This window comes from Pseudomonas salomonii, assembly GCF_900107155.1.
Taxonomy (GTDB): domain Bacteria; phylum Pseudomonadota; class Gammaproteobacteria; order Pseudomonadales; family Pseudomonadaceae; genus Aquipseudomonas; species Aquipseudomonas salomonii.
Map to the genome: position 1 here is coordinate 27,012 of NZ_FNOX01000001.1, position 19,461 is coordinate 46,472.

A 19,461-nucleotide genomic window follows, 5' to 3' on the forward strand; every position below is an offset into this window, starting at 1 on the left:
CTGACCCACCTTTTACAGCCTCGCTGGAGTTCGACAGCTCCCACATCGAATTGCTGGGGTTTGAAGTGCGCACTCCCTATTCAGGCAGTACCCGAGGAAACACCAGGCGAAACAAGGTAAAGCCGCCGGGCAGGCTGCGTACGTCAGCCTGCCCCTGGTGCAGGGCCATGATGGATTGCACGATGGCCAGGCCCAACCCGGTGCCGCCTTCGGTGCGGGCGCGGCTGCTGTCGACGCGGTAGAAACGTTCGAACAGGTGCGGCAGGTGCTGCGCCTCGATTCCGGGGCCGGGGTTGCTGACCGACAGCGCAACCTGATTGCCATAGGCCTCCACCAGCAGCGAAATATGCGAGGCCGCCGGGCTGTGGCGAATGGCATTGGACAGCAGGTTGGACAGCGCACGTTGAATCATCAGGCGGTCGCCCTGCACCTGGGCATCGCCGCTGAGGGTCAGGGTCAGTTGTTTGTCTTCGGCACTTAAGGCAAACAAATCCATCACGCGATGGGCCTCGTCCGCCAGCGACACGTGGGTAAATGAGCCCCGCGCGGCCGGATGGCTGACCTGGGCCAGAAACAGCATGTCGGAGACGATGCGCGCCAGGCGTTCGAGCTCTTCGGTGTTGGATTCCAGCACCGCTTTGTATTCCTCCGGTGGCCGCTGGCGGGACAGTGTCAGTTGGGCCTTGCCCATCAGGTTGGTCAGTGGCGCACGCATTTCATGGGCAAGGTCATCGGAGAATTGCGACAGCTGTTGCACCCCCGCGTCCAGACGGTCGAGCATCACGTTAAAGCCATGGGCCAATTCGCCCAGCTCATGGGGCAGGTTGTCGATGGATAAACGGTGGGTCAGGTCCTGGGTGGTGACTTTGGCCGCCACATGGCTGAACTGCTTCAACGGCGCGAGCCCGCGTTGCACCAGCCACCAGGCGCCCATGCCGATCAGGATCAGCAGCATCGGCAAGGCAATCAAGGTGGCGCGCAGGTAGGCACTGAGCAACGCTTGATCGTCCATGCGGTCCAGCGACAGCAGCACGCGCACCCGTTCGCCATTGGCCAGGCGCATCAGGCTGGAGGCGCTGAGCACCTGGTTGTCATTGCTGTCGGCCCAATTGAGGTAGCCGAGGGTTTGCCTGGGGGCGAAGTCCGTCAGCAAAGGCTCCTGGGGCTTGGCGCCAATGCTCAGCAGTACGCTTTCATCCGGCGCGGTGCCGACGATGGTCAGGTAGAAATTGTCGTGGCCGATCACCAGGTCCATCAATGAGTGCGGGCGGGCGCGAATGCGGTTGGCGTCCAGGCCTTGGGCCAGGCTGTGCTGGATCTGCTCCATCTTGCTTTCCAGGTTCTTGCGCGCCAGCTTTTCCAGCTCGTGGGTCAGCGCCACGTACGCCAGGGTCGCCAGCAACAGCACCAGGCCCGCGCCCATCAGGCTGACGGTCAAGCCCAGGCGCATCGACAAACTGCCGGCTTTCATCCGCGCGCCTCCAGCACATAACCCACGCCGCGAATGGTGTGGATCAGTTTCACCTCGCTCTGGTCATCGACCTTGGCCCGCAAGCGGCTGATGGAGACTTCCACCACATTGGTGTCGCAGTCGAAATTCATGTCCCACACCAGCGAAATAATCTGCGTACGGGTCAGTACTTCGCCGGTCTGGCGCATCAGCACCTGCAGCAGCGCAAACTCCTTGGTGGTCAGGTCGATACGCCGGGGGCCGCGATAGGCGCGATGGCGGCGCGGGTCCAGTTCCAGGTCCGATACGCGGAACACGTCCGGCTGCGGGATATGCTCACTGCGCCGCAACAGGGTACGCACTCGCGCCAGCAGCTCGGGAAACTCGAAGGGCTTGACCAGGTAATCATCGGCGCCCATGTCCAGGCCCTTGATCTTGTCGGCCAGGCGGCCACGGGCAGTCAGCATCATCACCCGTTGCGTGCCATTGCGGCGAAGCTGCTCCAACACCTCCCAGCCATCCTTGCCCGGCAGGTTGACGTCGAGGATAACCAGCTCATAGGCGTGCTGCCCGGCCAGGTGCAGGCCGTCGATGCCATTGGACGCGCAGTCCACTACATAGCCGCTTTCATTCAGGCCCTGTTGCAGGTAGTCGGCGGTTTTTTGCTCGTCCTCAACCACAAGGATACGCATGGGGGTTTTACCTTTTACTGGGGGAGAAGGGCTCCATTTCCTTATGGAATCAGGTGTTTTGTGAGTAGGAAAAGTCTGAACTGTGAAGTAGCTTCAGGGTCAACTGCGACCATTGGTCGCTGCTAAACCTGCCCGCAAAAAAAAACGCCCCGAGGGGCGTTAAAAATTCATCTCTTTCCAAAGGAGCTACAAAAAAGCTTCTAGAGATGAATGTTGCTCGGTGCAAATAAGTTGATCCGAGTATAGGAACTTCAACTTAACGGGAAGCTGAGCTCAATATTACAGTTTTGATAACTGGCTATTTGTGAACAGATGTTAGTTAACGGCAAGCGAATGTAAGGAGTCACAGTGCAACCAGTGGGTACTCGGCAATCAAGCGAACTTCCTCCAGGTCTGACTCGAACGCACTGGAGCGCACCGTGGCCTGGCGTAAACGCAAGGACAAATCCTTGAGGCTGCCGCTTTGCACCACGTATTTGGCCTCGATATCCCGTTCCCACCGGCGTTGATCGGTCAGCGGGTTACCGGCGGCGTCGCGGCGCATGTACACCGCGTTGGCGTTGCTGTAGTCGGCGCCGGTGCCTTTGGCATAGCGGGTCATGAATGACAGGCCGGGAATACCGAAGGCCTGCATGTCGAGGTCGTAGCGCGCCATCCACGAGCGTTCCTTGGGCGAGTTGAAGTCGCTGTACTGGATCGAGTTATTGAGGAAGATAGAGTCCGACTGGCGCAGGTAGTCGAAGTCGTCATTGCCATTGTTGCGCTGGTGCGAGAGGGCCAGGCTGTGGGCGCCAACCTTGACCCCGAGCCTGGCGCTCCAGATGTTGTTGTTGAATTCGCCGAGCAGTTTTTTGCCTTCGTCCACGGCCTTGTAATAATTGACGTCGCCGAACAAGGACACGTCGTCGCTCAGCGGGTAACTGGCGTTGATGCCGACGTAGTACTGGTCCCAGGCGTCCTTCAGGCGGCTGCTGTACGCACTGACACTGAGGTGTTTGTTCACCGTGTAGTCGCCGCCGAAATAGCCGATCCAGGGTGAGTCGACCTTGCCTGCATAGAAGGTCGCAAAGCCTTTGTTCATGCCGCTTTCGCTCGGCTGGCTCATGCCGCTCAAGCGCCCGCCTTGCAGGCTCAAGCCCTCAAGGCTGGTGTTCTGCGCGGTGACGCCGCGAAAGCTTTGCGGCAACAAGCGCGAATCGCCAGCGGCCACCACCGGCGTGGCGGGGAACACATCGCCAGCCTTTATCACCGTGTCCAGTACCCGCAGTTTGGCCGCACCGCCGAATTTGCTGTAGCTGCTTTCGGGGTGGTTGTCGCTGTCTACCGGCAACACCGCGAACGAACCCTTGCCGCCGCTGCGACCGGTGCCCGAGTCGAGCTTGAGGCCGTACATGACAAACGCATCCAGGCCAAACCCTACAGTGCCTTGGGTAAACCCGGATTCGAATTTGCCGGTCAAGCCTTGCGCCAGGGCCTCGGAGTAACCGTTGCCGGTAGGGCTTGACTGGCCCTTGCGATCATCGCGGTTGAAGTAAAACGTGCGCGCCAGCACGTTCACGCGGCTGCCTTCGATAAAACCTTCGGGCTTGGTCTCTACGGCTACGGCCGCCAGGGGCAGTGCGGCGAGCAAGGATAAGGGAAGGATATGGTTAGTAATGCGCATGGTTCGCTCCTGGTTATTGGCAGTTTTCAGCTTCTTATAGAGTCGGGCGTTCTTATTGATCTGGCCCGGGCCGATAGTTGCAAACCGTGGATAACGAACTCATTGCGTGAACATTACAATTCTGGAAACTTACGGCCACCTAACAAATAAGTAATGCTTTGGTGAACATTGCGTCAGGGTTGGTTGATTAATCTCGTCACTGAACTTTTCAGACGAGGAACTAATAATGAATGCTTTTAAAGTTGCCCTGGGTGTCTTGGTCGCTGCCCTGTCTTTTGGCGCGTTGGCCGAAGGCGGCGGGGACCGCACTTTTGCCCTGATGATGGAGCGCAATGAAAAGGCCATGGCCGCTTACGCCGAAAAGAAGGGCAAACCCGCGCCCGAGGTGCAGACCTATCGCTATGGCATGGAGTTGGACATTGAGAAGGTAGTCAACGTGACGCCGCCGATCCGCGCCTGCGAGGCGGTGCCGTCGCGCATGACCTATGAAGACTCCACCGGCAAGCTCAATACCCTGGAGTATCAAGTGATGGGCGTGTGTCGAAACAACGGCGGTTAATGGATCCAAAAAACAGTGGGGGGCGGCGAAAAAAAGCGCTTCAGAAAACGCCGGCAGCGCCGATGCAGGTCAGACACACCTCCCCAAAAGCCCATCGGTGCCCCATGTTCAATACCCGCCTCAAGCAAGAGCTGTCTGCTCTTCGCGAAGAATTGTCGAGCTTGCAGCAGGTCAAGGAGAGCCTGGAAAGTGAAATGCTGTGCCTGACGCTGGACGCCGACGGCCGGGTGGAGTGGGCCAATGCCAACTTCCTGCAAGAACTGGTTTACCAGGCCAGCAACATCGTGGGGCGTCACATTGATGAGCTGGTGCCGCCGCATGTGCGTCAGGACGAATTCCAGCTGCGCTTTAAAAATGCCCTGGTGCGCGGCGAACACTTCGCCGGCGCCGTGCGCCTGATACGTGGCAACGGCAAGGAAGCGTGGCTGCGCTCGATCGTGCAGCCGGTGCGCAACTCGGCAGGGCGCATCAAGCATTTTTCGATTTACTCAAGCGACCTCACCCGCACCATCGAGGCGTCGCGCGAGCACGAAAACCTGATCACTGCGCTGGTGCGTTCCACGGCGGTGATCGAATTCGACCTCGACGGGCATGTACTCACGGCCAATGACCGCTTTCTCGGTGGCATGGGCTACAGCCTGGCGCAGATCCAGGGCAAACATCACCGCATGTTCTGCGAACCGCAGGAGTACAACAGCGCCGAATACCAACAGTTCTGGAAGCGCCTGAACGCCGGTGAGTTTGTTGCCGCACGCTTCAAGCGGATCGATAGCCACGGCCGCACGGTTTGGCTGGAAGCTACGTACAACCCGGTGCTGGACGCCAATGACCGGCTGTACAAAGTGGTCAAGTTCGCCACGGTGATTACCGATCAGGTCAATCGGGAACAAGCCGTGGCCGAAGCTGCCAACATCGCCTACAGCACCTCGCTGCAAACCGACAACAGCGCCCAGCGCGGCACCACTGTAGTGACCCAGGCGGTGGATGTGATGCGTGATCTGGCCAAGCACATGCAACAGGCCGGTGATGGCATCGAGGCGTTGAATGCGCAATCCCAAGTGATCGGCACCATCGTCAAGACCATCAGCGGCATCGCCGAACAGACCAACCTGCTGGCGCTCAACGCAGCCATTGAAGCGGCGCGTGCCGGTGAGCAGGGCCGTGGTTTTGCGGTGGTGGCCGATGAGGTACGTCAGTTGGCCTCGCGTACCAGCAAAGCCACCGAAGAGATTGTCGGCGTGGTGCGCCAGAACCAGGACATGGCCCGCGATGCGGTCACCTTGATGAACGACGGTCGCCTGCAGGCCGAGCAAGGCCTGGCCCTGGCGGCCGAGGCGGGCACGGTGATTGTGGAGATTCAGGACGGCGCGCAAAAAGTCGTCAGCGCGGTGGGGCAGTTCGCCAATCAGCTGTCGAGCTGACCCGTAGGGCTTATGCTTGAGGTATCGTAGGTTTTTTCTTGCTTGAAGAGCCGACCCTCCATGAGCCCGACCCACCGTCGCCCCGTTCCGCTGTCCAAGGCCTACCGCTTGCTCAACCATGGGCCGACGGTGCTGGTGAGTGCCGCCCACGACGGCAAACGCAATATCATGGCTGCCGCCTGGGCCATGCCGCTGGATTTTGAACCGCCCAAAGTCGCCGTGGTGTTGGACAAGTCCACCTGGACCCGGCAACTGCTGGAAGGCGCCGGCACCTTTGTGTTGCAAGTGCCCTGTGTGGCCCAGGCCGATCTGGTGCAGACGGTCGGCAATACCAGCGGTTCGGAAACGGATAAGTTCGCCGCCTACGGCCTGCACACCTTCAGTGGCGAACACACCCAGGCACCGCTGCTGGAAGGCTGCGTGGCCTGGCTGGAGTGCCGCTTGCTGCCCGAGCCGCACAACCAGCAGACCTACGACCTGTTCCTCGGCGAAGTGGTCGCCGCCTACGCCGACGAGCGCGTGTTCAGCGACGGGCATTGGCACTTCGAAGGGCATGACGAATTGCGCACCTTGCACCATATCGCCGGCGGCAATTTCCTCAGCATCGGCGCGCCGGTTGTCGGGCGCCAGTTGTAAGCCACGGCTGCAGCGTGCTGCAAGCCAGCTCCCACAGGTTTAATCGCATTTCAGATGGGCCAATCAGCGCCCAAGCATCTTCACCCACCGCGACGGCGGCATGCCGTAGGTGCTGCGAAATTGCCGGGTCATATGGCTCTGGTCGGTGAACCCTGCGGTCAGGGCCGCGTCCACCAGCGATTGGCCTTGGGCCAGCAAGCTGCGCACCAAATCCAGCCGTCGCATGGTCAGGTAGCGGTAGGGGCTGGTGCCGAACAACAAACGAAAGTCTCGCGACAGCGCCCAGCGATCGCGGCCGCAGTGGTCGGCCATTTCATCCAGGGTGATGCTGCGGCCCAGGGCGCAGTGGATAAACTCACGGGCGCGCTCGGCGGCAACATAATCGAAGGATTTGCGGCTGATGATTGCGCCGGATGCCGCGTTCAGCGCGTGTGCCAGGTCGAACAGGGCGTCCTGTTCCTGCATCGGGTCGATCGGGCAGTCCAGGCTTTGCAGCAACACTTCGCTGGCGCGAAACAGGCGCGGGTCAGTCGACAAACCGTTGTGGATAAACGGCAATGGCCGACCACCGAGAATCTGTTGGATCAACGCCGGCTCCACATAAATCATGCGGTACTTGAAACCCTCCACACTGCTGGCGCGGCCATCATGGGATTCATCGGGGTGAATCACCATGGTCCGACCCGGCAGGCTGTGGGTCATGCAACCGCGGTAGTGATAGCTCTGCACGCCAAACAAGGTGCGCCCGATGGCGTAGGTGTCGTGGCGATGCGGGTCGAACGCAAAACCGGCAAAGTACGCCTCGATACGGTCCAGGCCGCTGGCGTGCGGGGCGCGGTGCAGCCAGTCGAGGGTGGAAGTGGGTTGGCCCATGATGACTTGTCACATGTAGTGGTGGAAACACGTTAACCGAGTCTGCAGCGGTTGTCTGCCGGGGTCTTGTACGATTGTGCAAGCGTGAGTCGAGGCCTATGATCCAGGTTCGTGCACTGCGCTGACGGAGCTGGCCCATGGATTTTTTCAACCCCGCCTATGTGGCCCCGTTGGTCTCGCTGGCACTGCTGTGGACGGTTGCTGTGGTGACGCCTGGGCCAAACTTTTTCAACACCGCGAAGTTGGCTGCCAGCTGCTCCAGGCGCCATGGCGTTGTGGCCTCGGCGGGCGTGGCCAGCGGCACGATCATTTGGGGCTTGGCGGGCGGCCTGGGCATCAAGTCGCTGTTTACTGCTGCGCCGATGCTCTACCTGGCGTTCAAGATCATCGGCGGTTGTTACCTGATCTACCTCGGGCTCAAATTGTTCAAACGCTCGGCTCCGGCTTCGGGCCAGACGGTTCTGCCCGACGCGCCGCGCCGCTCATTGTTCTCTGCGTGGCGGTTCGGGTTACTGGGCAATTTGTCCAACCCCAAGGCTGCGCTGTTCGTCGCCACGGCCTTTGCCTCGACCATGCCGCCATCCCCTTCGCCAGCGCTGCTTACCCTGGCGGTCATCACCATGGCCACCTTGTCGTTCAGTTGGTATTCCAGCGTTGCCCTGGTGTTTTCCAGCGAACGCATGGCCAACCTTTACGCGCGTTCACGCAAATGGCTCGACCGCTTTGCCGGGGGTTGCTACCTGCTGTTCGGCGCACATCTGGTAGCGAATCGCTGACCGCTCATGGTAAGAAGCCTTACTTTCAATGGTGAGGCCGGGTCATGAGCAAGGTGCGGGTAGGTATTATTTTTGGTGGCCGTTCGGCCGAGCATGAAGTCTCGTTGCAGTCGGCGCGCAATATCGTCGATGCGCTGGACCGTTCGCGCTTTGAACCCATCTTGATCGGCATCGACAAGGCCGGCCACTGGCACCTCAACGACACGTCGAACTTCCTGATCAACCAGGAAAACCCGGCGCTCATCGCTCTCAACCACTCCAACCGCGAACTGGCAGTGGTACCGGGCAAGGCCAATCAGCAAGTGGTGGAAACCTCCGGGCAGGGCCTGCTGGAACACATCGACGTAATCTTCCCGATCGTCCACGGCACCCTTGGCGAAGACGGCTGCCTACAAGGCCTTCTACGCATGGCCGACCTGCCTTTCGTCGGTTCCGACGTGCTGGGCTCAGCGGTCTGCATGGACAAAGACGTCAGCAAGCGTCTGCTACGCGATGCCGGTATTGCCGTCACACCGTTTATCACCCTGACCCGACGCAATGCAGCGCGTACTTCGTTCGAAACGGCTGTGAATAAGCTCGGTTTGCCAATGTTTATCAAACCCGCCAACCAGGGTTCCTCGGTGGGCGTGAGCAAGGTAGGTAACGAAGCCGAGTACCAGGCCGCCGTAGAGCTGGCCTTGGGGTTCGATGAGAAAGTACTGGTGGAATCTGCCGTTCAAGGCCGTGAAATCGAATGCGCCGTATTGGGCAATGACAACCCCATCGCCAGCGGCTGTGGCGAGATTGTGGTGAGCAACGGCTTCTATTCCTACGACAGCAAATACATCGACGGGCAGGCGGCCCAAGTGGTGGTGCCGGCCGATATCAGCGTCCAAGCCAGCGAGCGCATTCGCCACCTGGCTATCGAAGCGTTTGAGGTATTGGGTTGCGCGGGTCTGGCACGGGTTGATGTGTTCCTCACCGATGACGGTGAAGTGCTGATCAACGAGATCAACTCATTGCCAGGCTTCACACGTATCAGCATGTACCCGAAGCTGTGGCAGGCGGCGGGGATGAGTTACAGCGAGCTGGTGAGCCGGTTGATCGAGCTGGCGCTGGAGCGGCATGCAGGGCGTAAGGGGCTTAAGATCAGCCGATAATGACCCGACAGCGGACTAGTAACGCCATCAGGCGTTACTAAGCACCTCGCGAAACACGTCTGGTCTTATGGTTGCAATGTGCAACAGTGAACGCGCCGCGCCTGAGGGCGCGCGACGGCCTTGTTCCCACTCTTGAAGCGTTCTTACCGAAACCCCCAAAAGCTCAGCAAATTTGGATTGCGACAGTCCTGTCTTACTTCTTGCCTCCGCTGCTTGAGTGGTTTCAACGTGATGTACGGCGCCATAGTGTCCCGCTTTCACATCCTGAATGGCAGCCAGCAACTCTTCGCCAATGTTGCGTTTGGCGTCACGTTCCTTCAGTTGTTTCTCAGTGAGTGGCATGGTTCATGTCCTTCGCGATTTTGTTCAGGATGTGCGCTGGAATATTCTCGGTAGCGCCCTTTCCGTAGATCAGTAGAGCTACCAGGGCGCCGCAAGCCAATTGTGTGGTGTAGATGATTCGCACCGCTCCACTTTTTCCACGGCCGTCCTGGCTCCAACGAACCTTGCGGCAGCCAACCGAACCAGGCACAACCGCTCCGACTTCAGGATGGCTGGCTAGAAAAGCCATGAAAACGCCTCTTTCCTCTTCGGTCCAATAGTCGGGCCATAGCTTGCTGAAAAGCGGAGACTCTATGATCGTTAACACGCGAAATACTACGTCTTTGACGTAGCCTCTGGCAAGAAGGAACGAGCCAGAAAATCGCAGGGGAGGGGCGTCTGCTCAAGGGGCTTTTTACCGCAAAAAATGACATGGCACTTTGCGCAGCAACCCTTGAACGGAATTTGAGAATAGAGGTTGTAGGTTATCTTTCACCGGTCTGTGCGAGCAATCCACGAATAGATCAACGTCTTCGCTTCTTCAGGGTGATGCATGCGCCTGCGATAGCTGGCGAAGCTGGCGGAAGTGCAATATGTACACACTTCACTGACGTCGATCTGCTCACGCTTGAATCCTGCTGCTTGCAGCAACATCACCCCGTAGCCGCTCAAATCAAACCAGGCACTTCCCGTTTGCCTGGCATAGGGCGGGGCAATTTCGGGGGGCAGCAATGGCGCCGGTTGTACGAAGCTCCACGGCGCCCGACCGTCACGCCACAGGTGGCCTTGGTCGGCCTGAAACTGCGCTATAAAGTCCTCGCTCACTTCATAGCAACACGCTTTGATCGACGGTCCGATAGCCACCTGCAACTGCTCCACGGCGATGCCTTCGTCGGCAAATTGCTGCACGGCATTGGCGATGATCCCACCCTGCAACCCCTTCCAACCGCCATGCACCGCGGCGACCCTCGCACCGTCTTGAGCCGCGATAAGAATGGGCAGGCAATCGGCTGTGATCACCGCAATCGGTTGATGCTTGCGCGTAAACACGCCATCGGCCGCCACGCTGTTGGTCGCCAGCTGCGCCTGCCATTCAATCACCGTGGCACTGTGCACCTGCTTGCAGATGAACACCGCGTCCGGGCGCGCCGGGTCATTGATTGAACAAAAACCATGGTCGACGCCGGGGAGGGCGCCGAGATTATCAGCCTGCTGCACGGCACTCTCTCCGTTCGTAGAACATTCAGTCGCCGACTGCTTCGCCTTCGCGCCGAGGGTCGGCGCCGCCGCTCAGCGTGACCTTGCCTTGAGCATCGCGCGTGCGAACAATGGCCTGGATACCGCTGGTCATATCGATTTCGCTCAACGCGTGGCCCTTGTCGCGCAGCGCCTGTTTCAACGCCGGGCTGAACAGGCCGGCCTCCAATTCGGTCGCGCCATTGCGGCTGCCGAAGTTGGGCAGGCTGATGGCGGCTTGCGGGTCGAGGTTCCAGTCGAGCATGGCCACCAGGGATTTGCTCACGTACTCGATGATTTGCGAACCGCCTGGAGAGCCCACCGTCGCCAGCAGCTCGCCGCTCTGGCGGTCGAACACCAGGGTCGGGGCCATGGCCGAGCGCGGGCGTTTGCCGGGCTCGACGCGATTGGCCACCGGCCGGCCGTTTTCTTGCGGGATAAACGAAAAGTCGGTCATCTGGTTGTTGAGCAAAAAGCCCTGAACCATCACGTGGGAACCGAACGCCGCTTCTACCGTGGTGGTCATCGACACAGCGCCGCCCTGGTCATCCACCGCCACCACTTGCGAGGTGGAGATGCGCAGCGGCGAGCGGTCCGGCGCGTAGGCCACCTGGATGCCCGCCGGCGTGCCCGGCTTGGCAATGCCCATGCTGCGTTCGCCGATCAGGGCGGCGCGCTGTGCCAGGTAGTTGGGTGCGACAAGGCCCGCGACCGGTACCGGGGTGAAGTCCGAGTCGGCCACATACAGCGCGCGGTCGGCAAAAGCCAGGCGCCCCGCTTCGGCGATCAGGTGCACGGCTTCGGGCGTAGGCTCAAGGCCCGCAGGCGATGCACTCTTCACCGGTTTCATCGGCGCGATGGCCTGGCGCGGGTCACGGGCCTCCACCGCCTGCAAGGTGCCGAGGATCTGCGCGACGGCTATCCCGCCCGACGACGGCGGCGGCATGCCGCACACCCGGTATTGCTTGTAATCGGTGCACAGCGGCGTGCGTTCCTTGGCGGTGTAGCCTCGAAGGTCGGCCTGCGAGAGACTGCCCGCATTGCGATTGCCCTGGACCTTGCGCGCGATTTCATCGGCAATCGGCCCCTGGTACAGCGCGTCTGGCCCTTCCTTGGCGATGCGCTTGAACACCGCAGCCAGTGCCGGGTTTTTCAGCAGTGTACCGGTGGCTTTAGGCGAGCCATCGGCGTTCAGAAAGTAGGCCGCCATTTCCGGCGACTGGGGAATGTAGCGGTCGGCAGCAATCAGCGCGTGCAAACGTGGGGAAATCGCAAAGCCTTGCTCCGACAGTCGAATCGCCGGTTCAAACAGCTTGGCCCATTGCAGGTGCCCGGTCTTCTGGTGCGCCATCTGCAGTGCCCGCAAGACGCCCGGCGTGCCGACCGAGCGCCCGCCAATCTGCGCCTCGGGAAACGCCATGGGTGTGCCGTCGGCCTTCAGGAACAAGCGCTCAGTCGCGCCGGCGGGTGCTGTTTCACGGCCGTCATAGGCGTGCACATTTTTGCCATCCCACAGCATGATGAACGCGCCACCGCCGATGCCGGATGACTGCGGCTCCACCAGGGTCAGCACTGCCTGCATCGCAATCGCCGCATCAATCGCCGAACCGCCCTGGCGCAACATCTCGCGCCCGGCTTCAGCCGCCAGCGGGTTGGCGGCGGCGGCCATATGGCGTTCGGCGTGGCGGGTGGTGAGGTCGGTGCGGTAACCCGAGCCCAATTCCGGTGCCGGAGGCTGTTCGTTGACGGGGGTGTGACAGCCGGCCAGCGCGAGCGCTGCGGCAATCATCGACAGTTGACGGCGGGAAATCGAAAACACGCGCTGAACTCCGTTCATTTTGAGAATGATCTGTTGTCCTTGGGTGGTCCTTTTTACAGGTAAATCGTGCCTTGCAGGTAGAGTGCGGCATGGCCTGAAATGATCACGCGGTCGCCATTGAGTTCACACCGCAGTTGCCCACGGCGCTTGCCGCCCTGTTCGGCGCTCAACTGCGACTTGCCCAGGCGCTCGGCCCAGAACGGTGCCAGCGAGGTGTGGGCCGAGCCGGTCACCGGGTCTTCATTGACGCCCACGTTCGGGCCAAACCAACGGGAAATAAAATCAAAGCGTGTACTTTTGGCTGTCACGGCTATCCCGCGTTTGGGCAGGCCCTTGAGGCGTGCAAAATCTGGCGCGAGGGCCGCGACCTGGGCTTCGTCTTCAACGAGAACGATATAGTCATCAGTGGCATACACCTCGGCGTGTTCGAGCCCCAGCGCGCTCAACAGGCCGGCTGGCGGCTCGCAACGCTCGGGCTGTTTGGCCGGGAAGTCCATTGCCAGTTCGTCGCCATTGCGCGTCACGCGAAGCTCACCGCTGCGGGTGGCAAAGCGCAAGACTTCAGGCGCATTCGGCAGCTTGTGAATCAACACCCAGGCGGCAGCCAATGTCGCATGGCCACACAGGTCCACTTCGACTTCGGGGGTGAGCCAGCGCAACTCATAGACCTCGCCACGGGGCACGAAAAAGGCGGTTTCCGAAAGGTTGTTTTCGGCGGCGATGTGGTGCAGTTGCTCGGTGGGCAACCACTCGGTCAGCGGGCACACGGCCGCGGGGTTACCACCGAACACCTGTTGGCTGAACGCGTCGACTTGATAGATATCCAGTTTCATCACAGGTGCTCCATGTAGGGAAGCAGGACACTAGCAGCGGGTTACCTGGAGCGTCAAAGTACAGATCCTCAGTTTTTTTGTGCGCATGTGTCCAGGTCAGCCCAGGCGCAACACCATCGCCCCAACGGCAATAATGCCGGCGGCAATGATGCGAGTCCGCGTGAGATGCTCTTTGAGCACCCAGGCCGAAATCACTACGCCGAACAGGATTGAGGTCTCACGCAAGGCCGAAACCGTCGCGATAGGTGCGTGTGTCATCGCCCACAGCGCCAGACCGTATGACGCCACAGTGCCTGCGCCCCCGACGGCGCCAAGCCGCCAGTGGTGGGCGACGCAGTGACAGAACGCTGCACGCCGGGCGGCTAAAGCCCACGCGGCAAGCGGGATGCCCGTCAGCAAAAATATCCACAGCGTGTAAGCCGCGGGTGCGCCGGACTTGCGCACGCCAAGGCCATCGATCAGCGTATAGCCGGCGATCACCAGAGCGTTTATCAGCGCCAGCACCAGCCCTTTGTTATGCCCGGCCGAGGGCGCTGCGGCCATGCTCAAGATACCCAGGCAGATCACGCCAATGCCAAGCCAGGCATATGCCGACAGCGGCTCGTGCAACACCAGCACACTCACCAATGCCACCAGCAGCGGCGCCGTGCCGCGCATGATCGGATAGGTCTGGCTCATGTCGGCAATGCGGTAGGTCGAGGCCACCAGCACGAAATACAGCACCTGCAATACCACCGATGCGCCGATGAAGGGCCAGCTTTCTCTGGCCGGCAGCGCCAGAAACGGGATGGCCGCCAGCGCAATCAAAGAAGCGGCGGAGGCGATCATGCAGGTGGTCAGCAGCTTGTCGACGCCGCCTTTGACCACCGCATTCCAGGTGGCGTGAAGGGCGGCGCCCAGCATGATGATTGCGAATACGCTGAGGCTCATGCGTCACCGTTCACGGGGTTGATCAGCGACGTCAATACATGGTCCGCCCACGCGCCATTGATCTTCAAGTAGGCCCGCGCGTACCCCTCTCGCTCAAAGCCCAACCGCTCAAGCAGGCGTGCACTGCGTTGGTTTTCCGGCCTGTAGTTGGCCATGATTCGATGCAGTTTCATCTCAGCGAACACATAGTCAATCGCAGCGCTCAGCGCCTGGCGCATCAACCCTTGGCCTTGGGCCGTTTCATCAAGTGCGTAGCCAAGATGGCAGGCCTCGAACGCGCCGCGCACGATGTTGTTGAAGTTGCAGCTGCCGATTATCCGGCGGTCGCGCAGTATCAGCAGATGCAAGGCTTCACCGTTGGCGGTTTTCTCGGCCATGACTTCGAGGCGCTGGGTAATGGCGCTGAGTTCGAAGAAGCCATCATTGCGAGCCGGCTCCCAGGGTTGAAGGTAGGCGCGGTTTTGCACCAGGTGCGCTTGCAAGGCCAGGGCGTGACGAGGGTGAGCGGCGTGCAGTGTCAGCCGGTCGGTGGTGATGCCATTGGTGGGGAAGAGGGGGTTCACGTATCGCCTCCTTGTGGTTGGGGGCGAGTATGCCTGAGGGCTTTTCTGCAGGCATAAAAAAACGGCCTACCTTTCGGTAAGCCGTTTTTAGTACTTGGTGGCTACGCAGGGACTTGAACCCCGGACCCCAGCATTATGAATGCTATGCTCTAACCAACTGAGCTACGTAGCCAAGTGGCGCGCATTATTCGCGTAGAACGCATATGCGTCAAGCGTTTATTTTAAAAATTTATCTACGCTTTCAACTGTTTAAACAGAATAAGGCCAAACGGCGACGAGTGGTGTGGCGAATACGGGTATTTCAGCCACGAAGATACAAGCTGGGGCTTGCTCCCACATGGGCTTTGCGGTGTTGTGCTGACTGTATTGAATGCGTGATCGCAAGGGTGTGGCGCTGCAGGCCATTTGAGGATGATCTCCAGGGTGCCATCAGGCGCGGCTTGTGATCCGATTTCAGCGTACGAAAAAAGTGTAATTCGGTTGGGCAGATATCCCTGCCGCCCAACGCTTGCCCCCCAGGGCCAGCTTACGGTTGCGACGGTTTGTGCGTGACGCGTTTCAAGTGTTCGCGCGCACGTGACAGGCGTGAGCGAACGGTGCCGATAGGGATGTCCAGCACGTCGGCGGTGTCTTGGTAACTACCATCGGTTTCCAACGAAGCGTAGAGCGTCTTGCGCATTTCCGCCGGTAAGTGATCGATGGCGCTCAAGGTATTTTCCAGTCGGCGGTTGATCTCGAATTCCCAATCCAGATTCTTGTTTTCCTCTTGACCATGCCACAGCGATTCATCGAATTCGCAATGCACCGGTTTGGCATACAGGCGCCGGAAATGGTTGCGCACCAGATTCTGCGCAATGCCGCACATCCAGGTACTGAGGGTGGCCTGGCCACTAAACCGCTCTCGGTTGCGCCAAGCCTCCAGGTAGGTCAGTTGCAGGATATCGTCAGCGTCTTCGGGGTTGAGTACGCGTTTATGAATAAAACGCCGGAGTTTTTTCTGCTGGTCGTCCGTCAGTTGGAGCATGAATTGAGGCGAGTCGCCGACAAGCTGCGCTAAAGCTTCAATAGGGATATTCACGATTTTTTCCTCAGGGTAGACGCTATCGAAATAAGTTCGACGTGAACCCTTTAGCACTGGCTGTGCCAAATGAAAAAATCTCTTAACTTGCTGATTTATATATATAAATATATTGAAATGGTGTGATTTTGCGCAGGTATTTGCAAAACGGCAGGTGATTTTGTGCGGGTATTTTCAAAGCAGAGAGCGTTTGTGGTTTTGATGGAACTGTATGGCTCGGGGTTGCCACATAGAGACACAAACTCCCTGTCCTGGCATGCCCATGAAAGTCGAATTCAACCCCGATCTGAACCGAATCCAGCGCCTGGAGCCGTCCGTTGCCGAGAAGGTCGCCCCGGCCCGATCGCCGGATGTCGCGCCAGGTCTGGATGCGCTCGCCGGTATTTTCAGCCAGGAAGCCGCCGCTCACAGCACCGCGTTGACCCGACGCGCCATTAGCGGGCCTGTCACACCTGTCGAGCAGCTCGCGCAGATCTATGATCGACTCGGCCATCCCGCCCAGAAAAGCCTGGCAAAGATGGTCATCGTGGCCAGGCAGTATCTGGAGCGCCAGCAGAGTCTCGAAAAGTTAGTCGACCTCACGGGTGGAGACCCTGCACGTACCTATGTCGTGCTTCGTCAGCTGACGGCGCAAGCCGAAGCACTCGTGCGCCAGACCCAGGCAGCGTCGACGCGTGACGCGCAAGTCAAAAGCGAGGCAGCGCTGGCACGTGCTGCGCTGGCCAAGCTGGAGATTCAGTACAAGAGGGAGATCCAGGCGGGCCTCAATATTGCCCTGGCCTTGCAGTCAGGCAGTGATGATCCTGCGCAATGCCAGGCAATACGTACGCTCTACTACGCCAATGTGGTATTGCGCCAATCCCTGGCCAGCATGATGCAGGCGCTTTTGAAAGAGTACGGTGGCGAGCAGTTTGAGGTCGGGCTCAATCTCATGCGCCGGGCGCTGGCGGATGATATTGCGGCGTACGTTTCATCGATTCCCACCGCTAAATTGCGCACGCTTTTGTTGGGGTTACAGAGCTGTGGTCAGTTGGGCGGGGTACTGTCTAATTGCCAAGAACTGGTTCAGCGTTTGAACGTTGAACACGACGCCGTTGACCTGTTGCAGCGTCTATTGGGTTATGCCGGCAATGGCATTGCCCCCTCCGAGGTTCAACTGCTGGCGGATGAATTGGCTGGGGATGCGGCGGCTCGCCAGTTGGCCTCGCTCAATGCGCTCTATCCCGTGATCAAGGGTTTGCCTGCGGCCTTATGGCGCGACTCGCGTGGGCGCGAGGAGGCTTTGCATAACTTCCTGCTCGTGATGGATGAGTTCACGCGCCTGGAGAAGGGCCAGGCTGAGCCGAGGGCGTTGATGTGACGGCGCTGGCGTTTATCAACCACTGGCTGCTCAAGGTCGCACAACGTGCTGAAGTCCTTGGTGCTGTAGTGGTACTGGCCATTGTCTTTATCTTCATCGTGCCGCTGCCGACCTGGCTGGTGGATATCCTCATCGCGCTCAACATCTGTATTGCCTGCTTGTTGATCGTTCTGGCGCTTTACCTGCCCGGGCCTTTGGCGTTTTCGTCGTTCCCCTCGATTCTGTTGCTCACCACGATGTTTCGTCTGGCACTGTCGATTGCGACCACGCGGTTGATCCTGCTGGAGCAGGATGCCGGCGACATCGTCGAGGCGTTCGGCAACTTTGTGGTGGGTGGCAACCTGGCGGTAGGGTTGGTGATCTTCATGATCCTCACCCTGGTCAACTTTCTGGTCATCACCAAGGGTTCCGAGCGGGTTGCCGAAGTGGCCGCACGCTTCAGCCTGGACGCGATGCCTGGCAAGCAAATGTCTATCGACAGCGACTTGCGTGCAGGGCTGATCGACGGCAATCAGGCGCGGGACAAGCGCGATCAGTTGTCCCGCGAGAGCCAGCTGTTCGGGGCGATGGACGGCGCCATGAAGTTCGTCAAGGGCGATGCTGTTGCAGGTCTGGTGATCGTGCTGATCAACCTGTTGGGTGGCTTTTCCACGGGTATGTTCCAGCATGGCATGAGCGCCAGCGAATCCATTGCGTTGTATTCGGTGCTGACCATCGGTGATGGTTTGATTGCACAGATCCCCGCGCTGCTGATCTCGCTGACGGCGGGGATGATCATCACCCGCGCCGCGCCGGACGGGCGCCGGGGCGTCACTAACATGGGCGCAGAAATCGCTCGTCAGATGACCAGCGAACCCAAGAGCTGGATGATTGCGTCGGTGGGCATGCTCGCGTTTGCGGCGTTGCCCGGTATGCCGACCCTGGTATTCATTCTTATCTCACTGATGACGGGCTCCCTGGGCTATTACCTTGCTCGTCAGCGTCAACGGCAAGAGGCTCCCGCGGCCGAGGTCAAGCAGGCCGTGCGCCCGGAAGAAAACGGTGAAGAGGACTTGCGCGGGTTTGACCCGTCTCGCCCCTATCTCCTGCAGTTTTCTCCCGTATTGCGTGGAACGCCTGAGGTGGTTGATCTGGTTCATGGCCTTCGTCAAACCCGAAATGCACTCGTTGCGAATATCGGGCTGACGCTGCCGCCGTTCGAAGTCGAACTCGACGACTCGTTGGCAGACGACGAAATGCGCTTCTGCGTACACGAAGTGCCGATGATCAAGGCTTCGGTCGTTAAGCAGGTGGCCGTGGAGCGTACAGCCTTGGCGCAGATACCGGAGCACGCGATACCGGGCCTGGTCGAGCGCGAAGAGCAGGATTGGGTGTGGTTGGCGCCAGATGATCCTCTGCTTGATGATCCCACGCTTGAGCGCTTCACTTCGACGAACCTGATCGTCGAGCGCATGAAGCAGGCGATGATGCTTTCCGGTCCCCAGTTCCTGGGGATCCAGGAGAGCAAGTCGATTCTCAGCTGGCTTGAGCACAACCAGCCGGAACTGGTGCAGGAGCTACAGCGAATCATGCCGCTGTCGCGTTTCTCGGCTGTCCTGCAACGCTTGGCTGGCGAAGGGGTACCGCTGCGTGCCGTGAGGTTGATTGTTGAGTCGCTGATTGAATACGGCCAGCATGAACGAGAGCCGGACGCTTTGGCGGACTATGCGCGTATTGCGCTCAAATCGCAGATTTTCCACCAGTACAGTGAGGACGACGGCCTGCATGCGTGGCTACTGTCTCCACAGACCGAAAACGTGCTGCGCGAATCGCTGCGCCAGACTCAGACCGGGGTGTTCTTCGCCCTTGATAATGACAGCAGCGCGTCACTGATCAACCTGCTCAACCAAGCCTTCGTGACTCGCCCCAAAACCAAGAGCGTGATGCTGGTTGCGCAGGATTTGCGCAGCCCCTTGCGCACTCTTTTGCTCGAAGAGTTCAACCATGTACCCGTGATGTCATTTGCCGAATTGGGAAGCACCTCAAAGGTGAAAGTATTGGGCCGATTTGATCTCGGCCAGACCGATCTGATGCGTGGTACGGCGGCATGAAGACTGCGCCGGTTTCAGCACA

At 59.6% G+C, this 19,461-nt stretch carries 18 protein-coding genes, 1 tRNA gene and 2 pseudogenes; 8 read left to right on the forward strand and 13 right to left on the reverse strand.

All coding sequences use genetic code 11. From position 1 onward, the window contains the following. Positions 1-76: 76 nt before the first annotated feature. From BLV67_RS00115 to BLV67_RS00125, 3 genes are all read right to left on the reverse strand, one after another. Positions 77-1,471, reverse strand: coding sequence for a heavy metal sensor histidine kinase (locus tag BLV67_RS00115; protein ID WP_069787922.1), 1,395 nt, complete (start codon positions 1,469-1,471; stop codon positions 77-79). Beyond that, entirely contained in the window at positions 1,468-2,142 is a 675-nt protein-coding gene (locus tag BLV67_RS00120; protein ID WP_069787923.1) for a heavy metal response regulator transcription factor, read from the reverse strand. The genes BLV67_RS00115 and BLV67_RS00120 overlap by 4 nt, the downstream gene beginning before the upstream one ends. Before the next feature lie 343 nt (positions 2,143-2,485). Beyond that, positions 2,486-3,805, reverse strand: coding sequence for an OprD family porin (locus tag BLV67_RS00125; RefSeq protein ID WP_069787924.1), 1,320 nt, complete (start codon positions 3,803-3,805; stop codon positions 2,486-2,488). Between the two features lie 226 nt (positions 3,806-4,031). Between BLV67_RS00125 and BLV67_RS00130 the strand changes: the two genes are divergently transcribed. From BLV67_RS00130 to BLV67_RS00140, 4 genes and pseudogenes are all read left to right on the forward strand, one after another. Next, positions 4,032-4,364: a DUF2790 domain-containing protein gene (locus BLV67_RS00130; protein ID WP_065929699.1), complete on the forward strand. Its 333-nt coding sequence runs from the start codon at positions 4,032-4,034 to the stop codon at positions 4,362-4,364. Positions 4,365-4,558: 194 nt separating this feature from the next. Further along, a pseudogene (locus tag BLV67_RS33565) lies at positions 4,559-5,245 on the forward strand (PAS domain-containing protein); the annotation flags it as partial. 108 nt (positions 5,246-5,353) lie between these two features. Next, a pseudogene (locus BLV67_RS33570) lies at positions 5,354-5,785 on the forward strand (methyl-accepting chemotaxis protein); the annotation flags it as partial. 60 nt (positions 5,786-5,845) lie between these two features. Then, positions 5,846-6,421, forward strand: coding sequence for a flavin reductase family protein (locus BLV67_RS00140; protein WP_069787925.1), 576 nt, complete (start codon positions 5,846-5,848; stop codon positions 6,419-6,421). A 63-nt stretch (positions 6,422-6,484) separates the two neighbouring features. Here the strand turns inward: BLV67_RS00140 and BLV67_RS00145 are convergent, their stop codons facing one another. Further along, positions 6,485-7,294: an AraC family transcriptional regulator gene (locus tag BLV67_RS00145; RefSeq protein ID WP_069787926.1), complete on the reverse strand. Its 810-nt coding sequence runs from the start codon at positions 7,292-7,294 to the stop codon at positions 6,485-6,487. Positions 7,295-7,431: 137 nt separating this feature from the next. On the opposite strand from BLV67_RS00145, the gene BLV67_RS00150 reads away from it, so the two are divergent. After that, complete coding sequence (locus tag BLV67_RS00150) at positions 7,432-8,070, forward strand: LysE family translocator (RefSeq protein WP_069787927.1); 639 nt, start codon at positions 7,432-7,434, stop codon at positions 8,068-8,070. Positions 8,071-8,114: 44 nt separating this feature from the next. Then, complete coding sequence (gene ddlA / locus BLV67_RS00155; protein WP_065929694.1) at positions 8,115-9,209, forward strand: D-alanine--D-alanine ligase; 1,095 nt, start codon at positions 8,115-8,117, stop codon at positions 9,207-9,209. Between the two features lie 27 nt (positions 9,210-9,236). On the opposite strand, the gene BLV67_RS00160 is transcribed toward ddlA, so the two are convergent. The 9 genes from BLV67_RS00160 to BLV67_RS00200 form a co-directional block, all read right to left on the reverse strand. After that, positions 9,237-9,551 carry a helix-turn-helix domain-containing protein gene (locus BLV67_RS00160; RefSeq protein ID WP_069787928.1) on the reverse strand — a complete coding sequence of 105 codons (315 nt, stop codon included), beginning with the start codon at positions 9,549-9,551 and terminating at the stop codon, positions 9,237-9,239. Further along, complete coding sequence (locus BLV67_RS00165; RefSeq protein ID WP_244160683.1) at positions 9,538-9,780, reverse strand: hypothetical protein; 243 nt, start codon at positions 9,778-9,780, stop codon at positions 9,538-9,540. Before BLV67_RS00165 ends, BLV67_RS00160 begins: the two co-directional genes overlap by 14 nt. A 242-nt stretch (positions 9,781-10,022) precedes the next feature. Next, positions 10,023-10,748 (reverse strand): peptidoglycan editing factor PgeF, encoded by a 726-nt coding sequence (gene pgeF / locus BLV67_RS00170; protein ID WP_069787930.1) that lies wholly within the window; start codon positions 10,746-10,748, stop codon positions 10,023-10,025. 25 nt (positions 10,749-10,773) lie between these two features. Beyond that, a complete protein-coding gene (ggt, locus tag BLV67_RS00175) occupies positions 10,774-12,603 on the reverse strand; it encodes a gamma-glutamyltransferase (RefSeq protein WP_074854381.1) in 1,830 nt (609 codons plus the stop codon). Positions 12,604-12,638: 35 nt separating this feature from the next. Continuing rightward, the gene (locus BLV67_RS00180; protein ID WP_069787931.1) at positions 12,639-13,418 is read right to left on the reverse strand and encodes a PhzF family phenazine biosynthesis protein; all 780 of its coding nucleotides are present in this window, start codon (positions 13,416-13,418) and stop codon (positions 12,639-12,641) included. Positions 13,419-13,514: 96 nt separating this feature from the next. Beyond that, positions 13,515-14,348 (reverse strand): EamA family transporter, encoded by an 834-nt coding sequence (locus BLV67_RS00185; protein ID WP_069787932.1) that lies wholly within the window; start codon positions 14,346-14,348, stop codon positions 13,515-13,517. Further along, on the reverse strand, positions 14,345-14,911 hold the full coding sequence (gene rimJ, locus BLV67_RS00190) for a ribosomal protein S5-alanine N-acetyltransferase (protein WP_068932764.1): 567 nt from the start codon (positions 14,909-14,911) through the stop codon (positions 14,345-14,347). Before rimJ ends, BLV67_RS00185 begins: the two co-directional genes overlap by 4 nt. Before the next feature lie 95 nt (positions 14,912-15,006). Continuing rightward, positions 15,007-15,083: transfer RNA gene (locus BLV67_RS00195), tRNA-Met, on the reverse strand. A gap of 354 nt (positions 15,084-15,437) precedes the next feature. After that, positions 15,438-15,989 (reverse strand): RNA polymerase sigma factor, encoded by a 552-nt coding sequence (locus tag BLV67_RS00200; protein WP_065929679.1) that lies wholly within the window; start codon positions 15,987-15,989, stop codon positions 15,438-15,440. A gap of 262 nt (positions 15,990-16,251) precedes the next feature. Between BLV67_RS00200 and BLV67_RS00205 the strand changes: the two genes are divergently transcribed. Both BLV67_RS00205 and sctV read left to right on the forward strand, forming a co-directional pair. Then, positions 16,252-17,349 carry a TyeA family type III secretion system gatekeeper subunit gene (locus tag BLV67_RS00205; RefSeq protein WP_065929719.1) on the forward strand — a complete coding sequence of 366 codons (1,098 nt, stop codon included), beginning with the start codon at positions 16,252-16,254 and terminating at the stop codon, positions 17,347-17,349. After that, on the forward strand, positions 17,346-19,439 hold the full coding sequence (gene sctV, locus BLV67_RS00210; protein ID WP_069787933.1) for a type III secretion system export apparatus subunit SctV: 2,094 nt from the start codon (positions 17,346-17,348) through the stop codon (positions 19,437-19,439). The genes BLV67_RS00205 and sctV overlap by 4 nt, the downstream gene beginning before the upstream one ends. Positions 19,440-19,461: the final 22 nt, after the last annotated feature.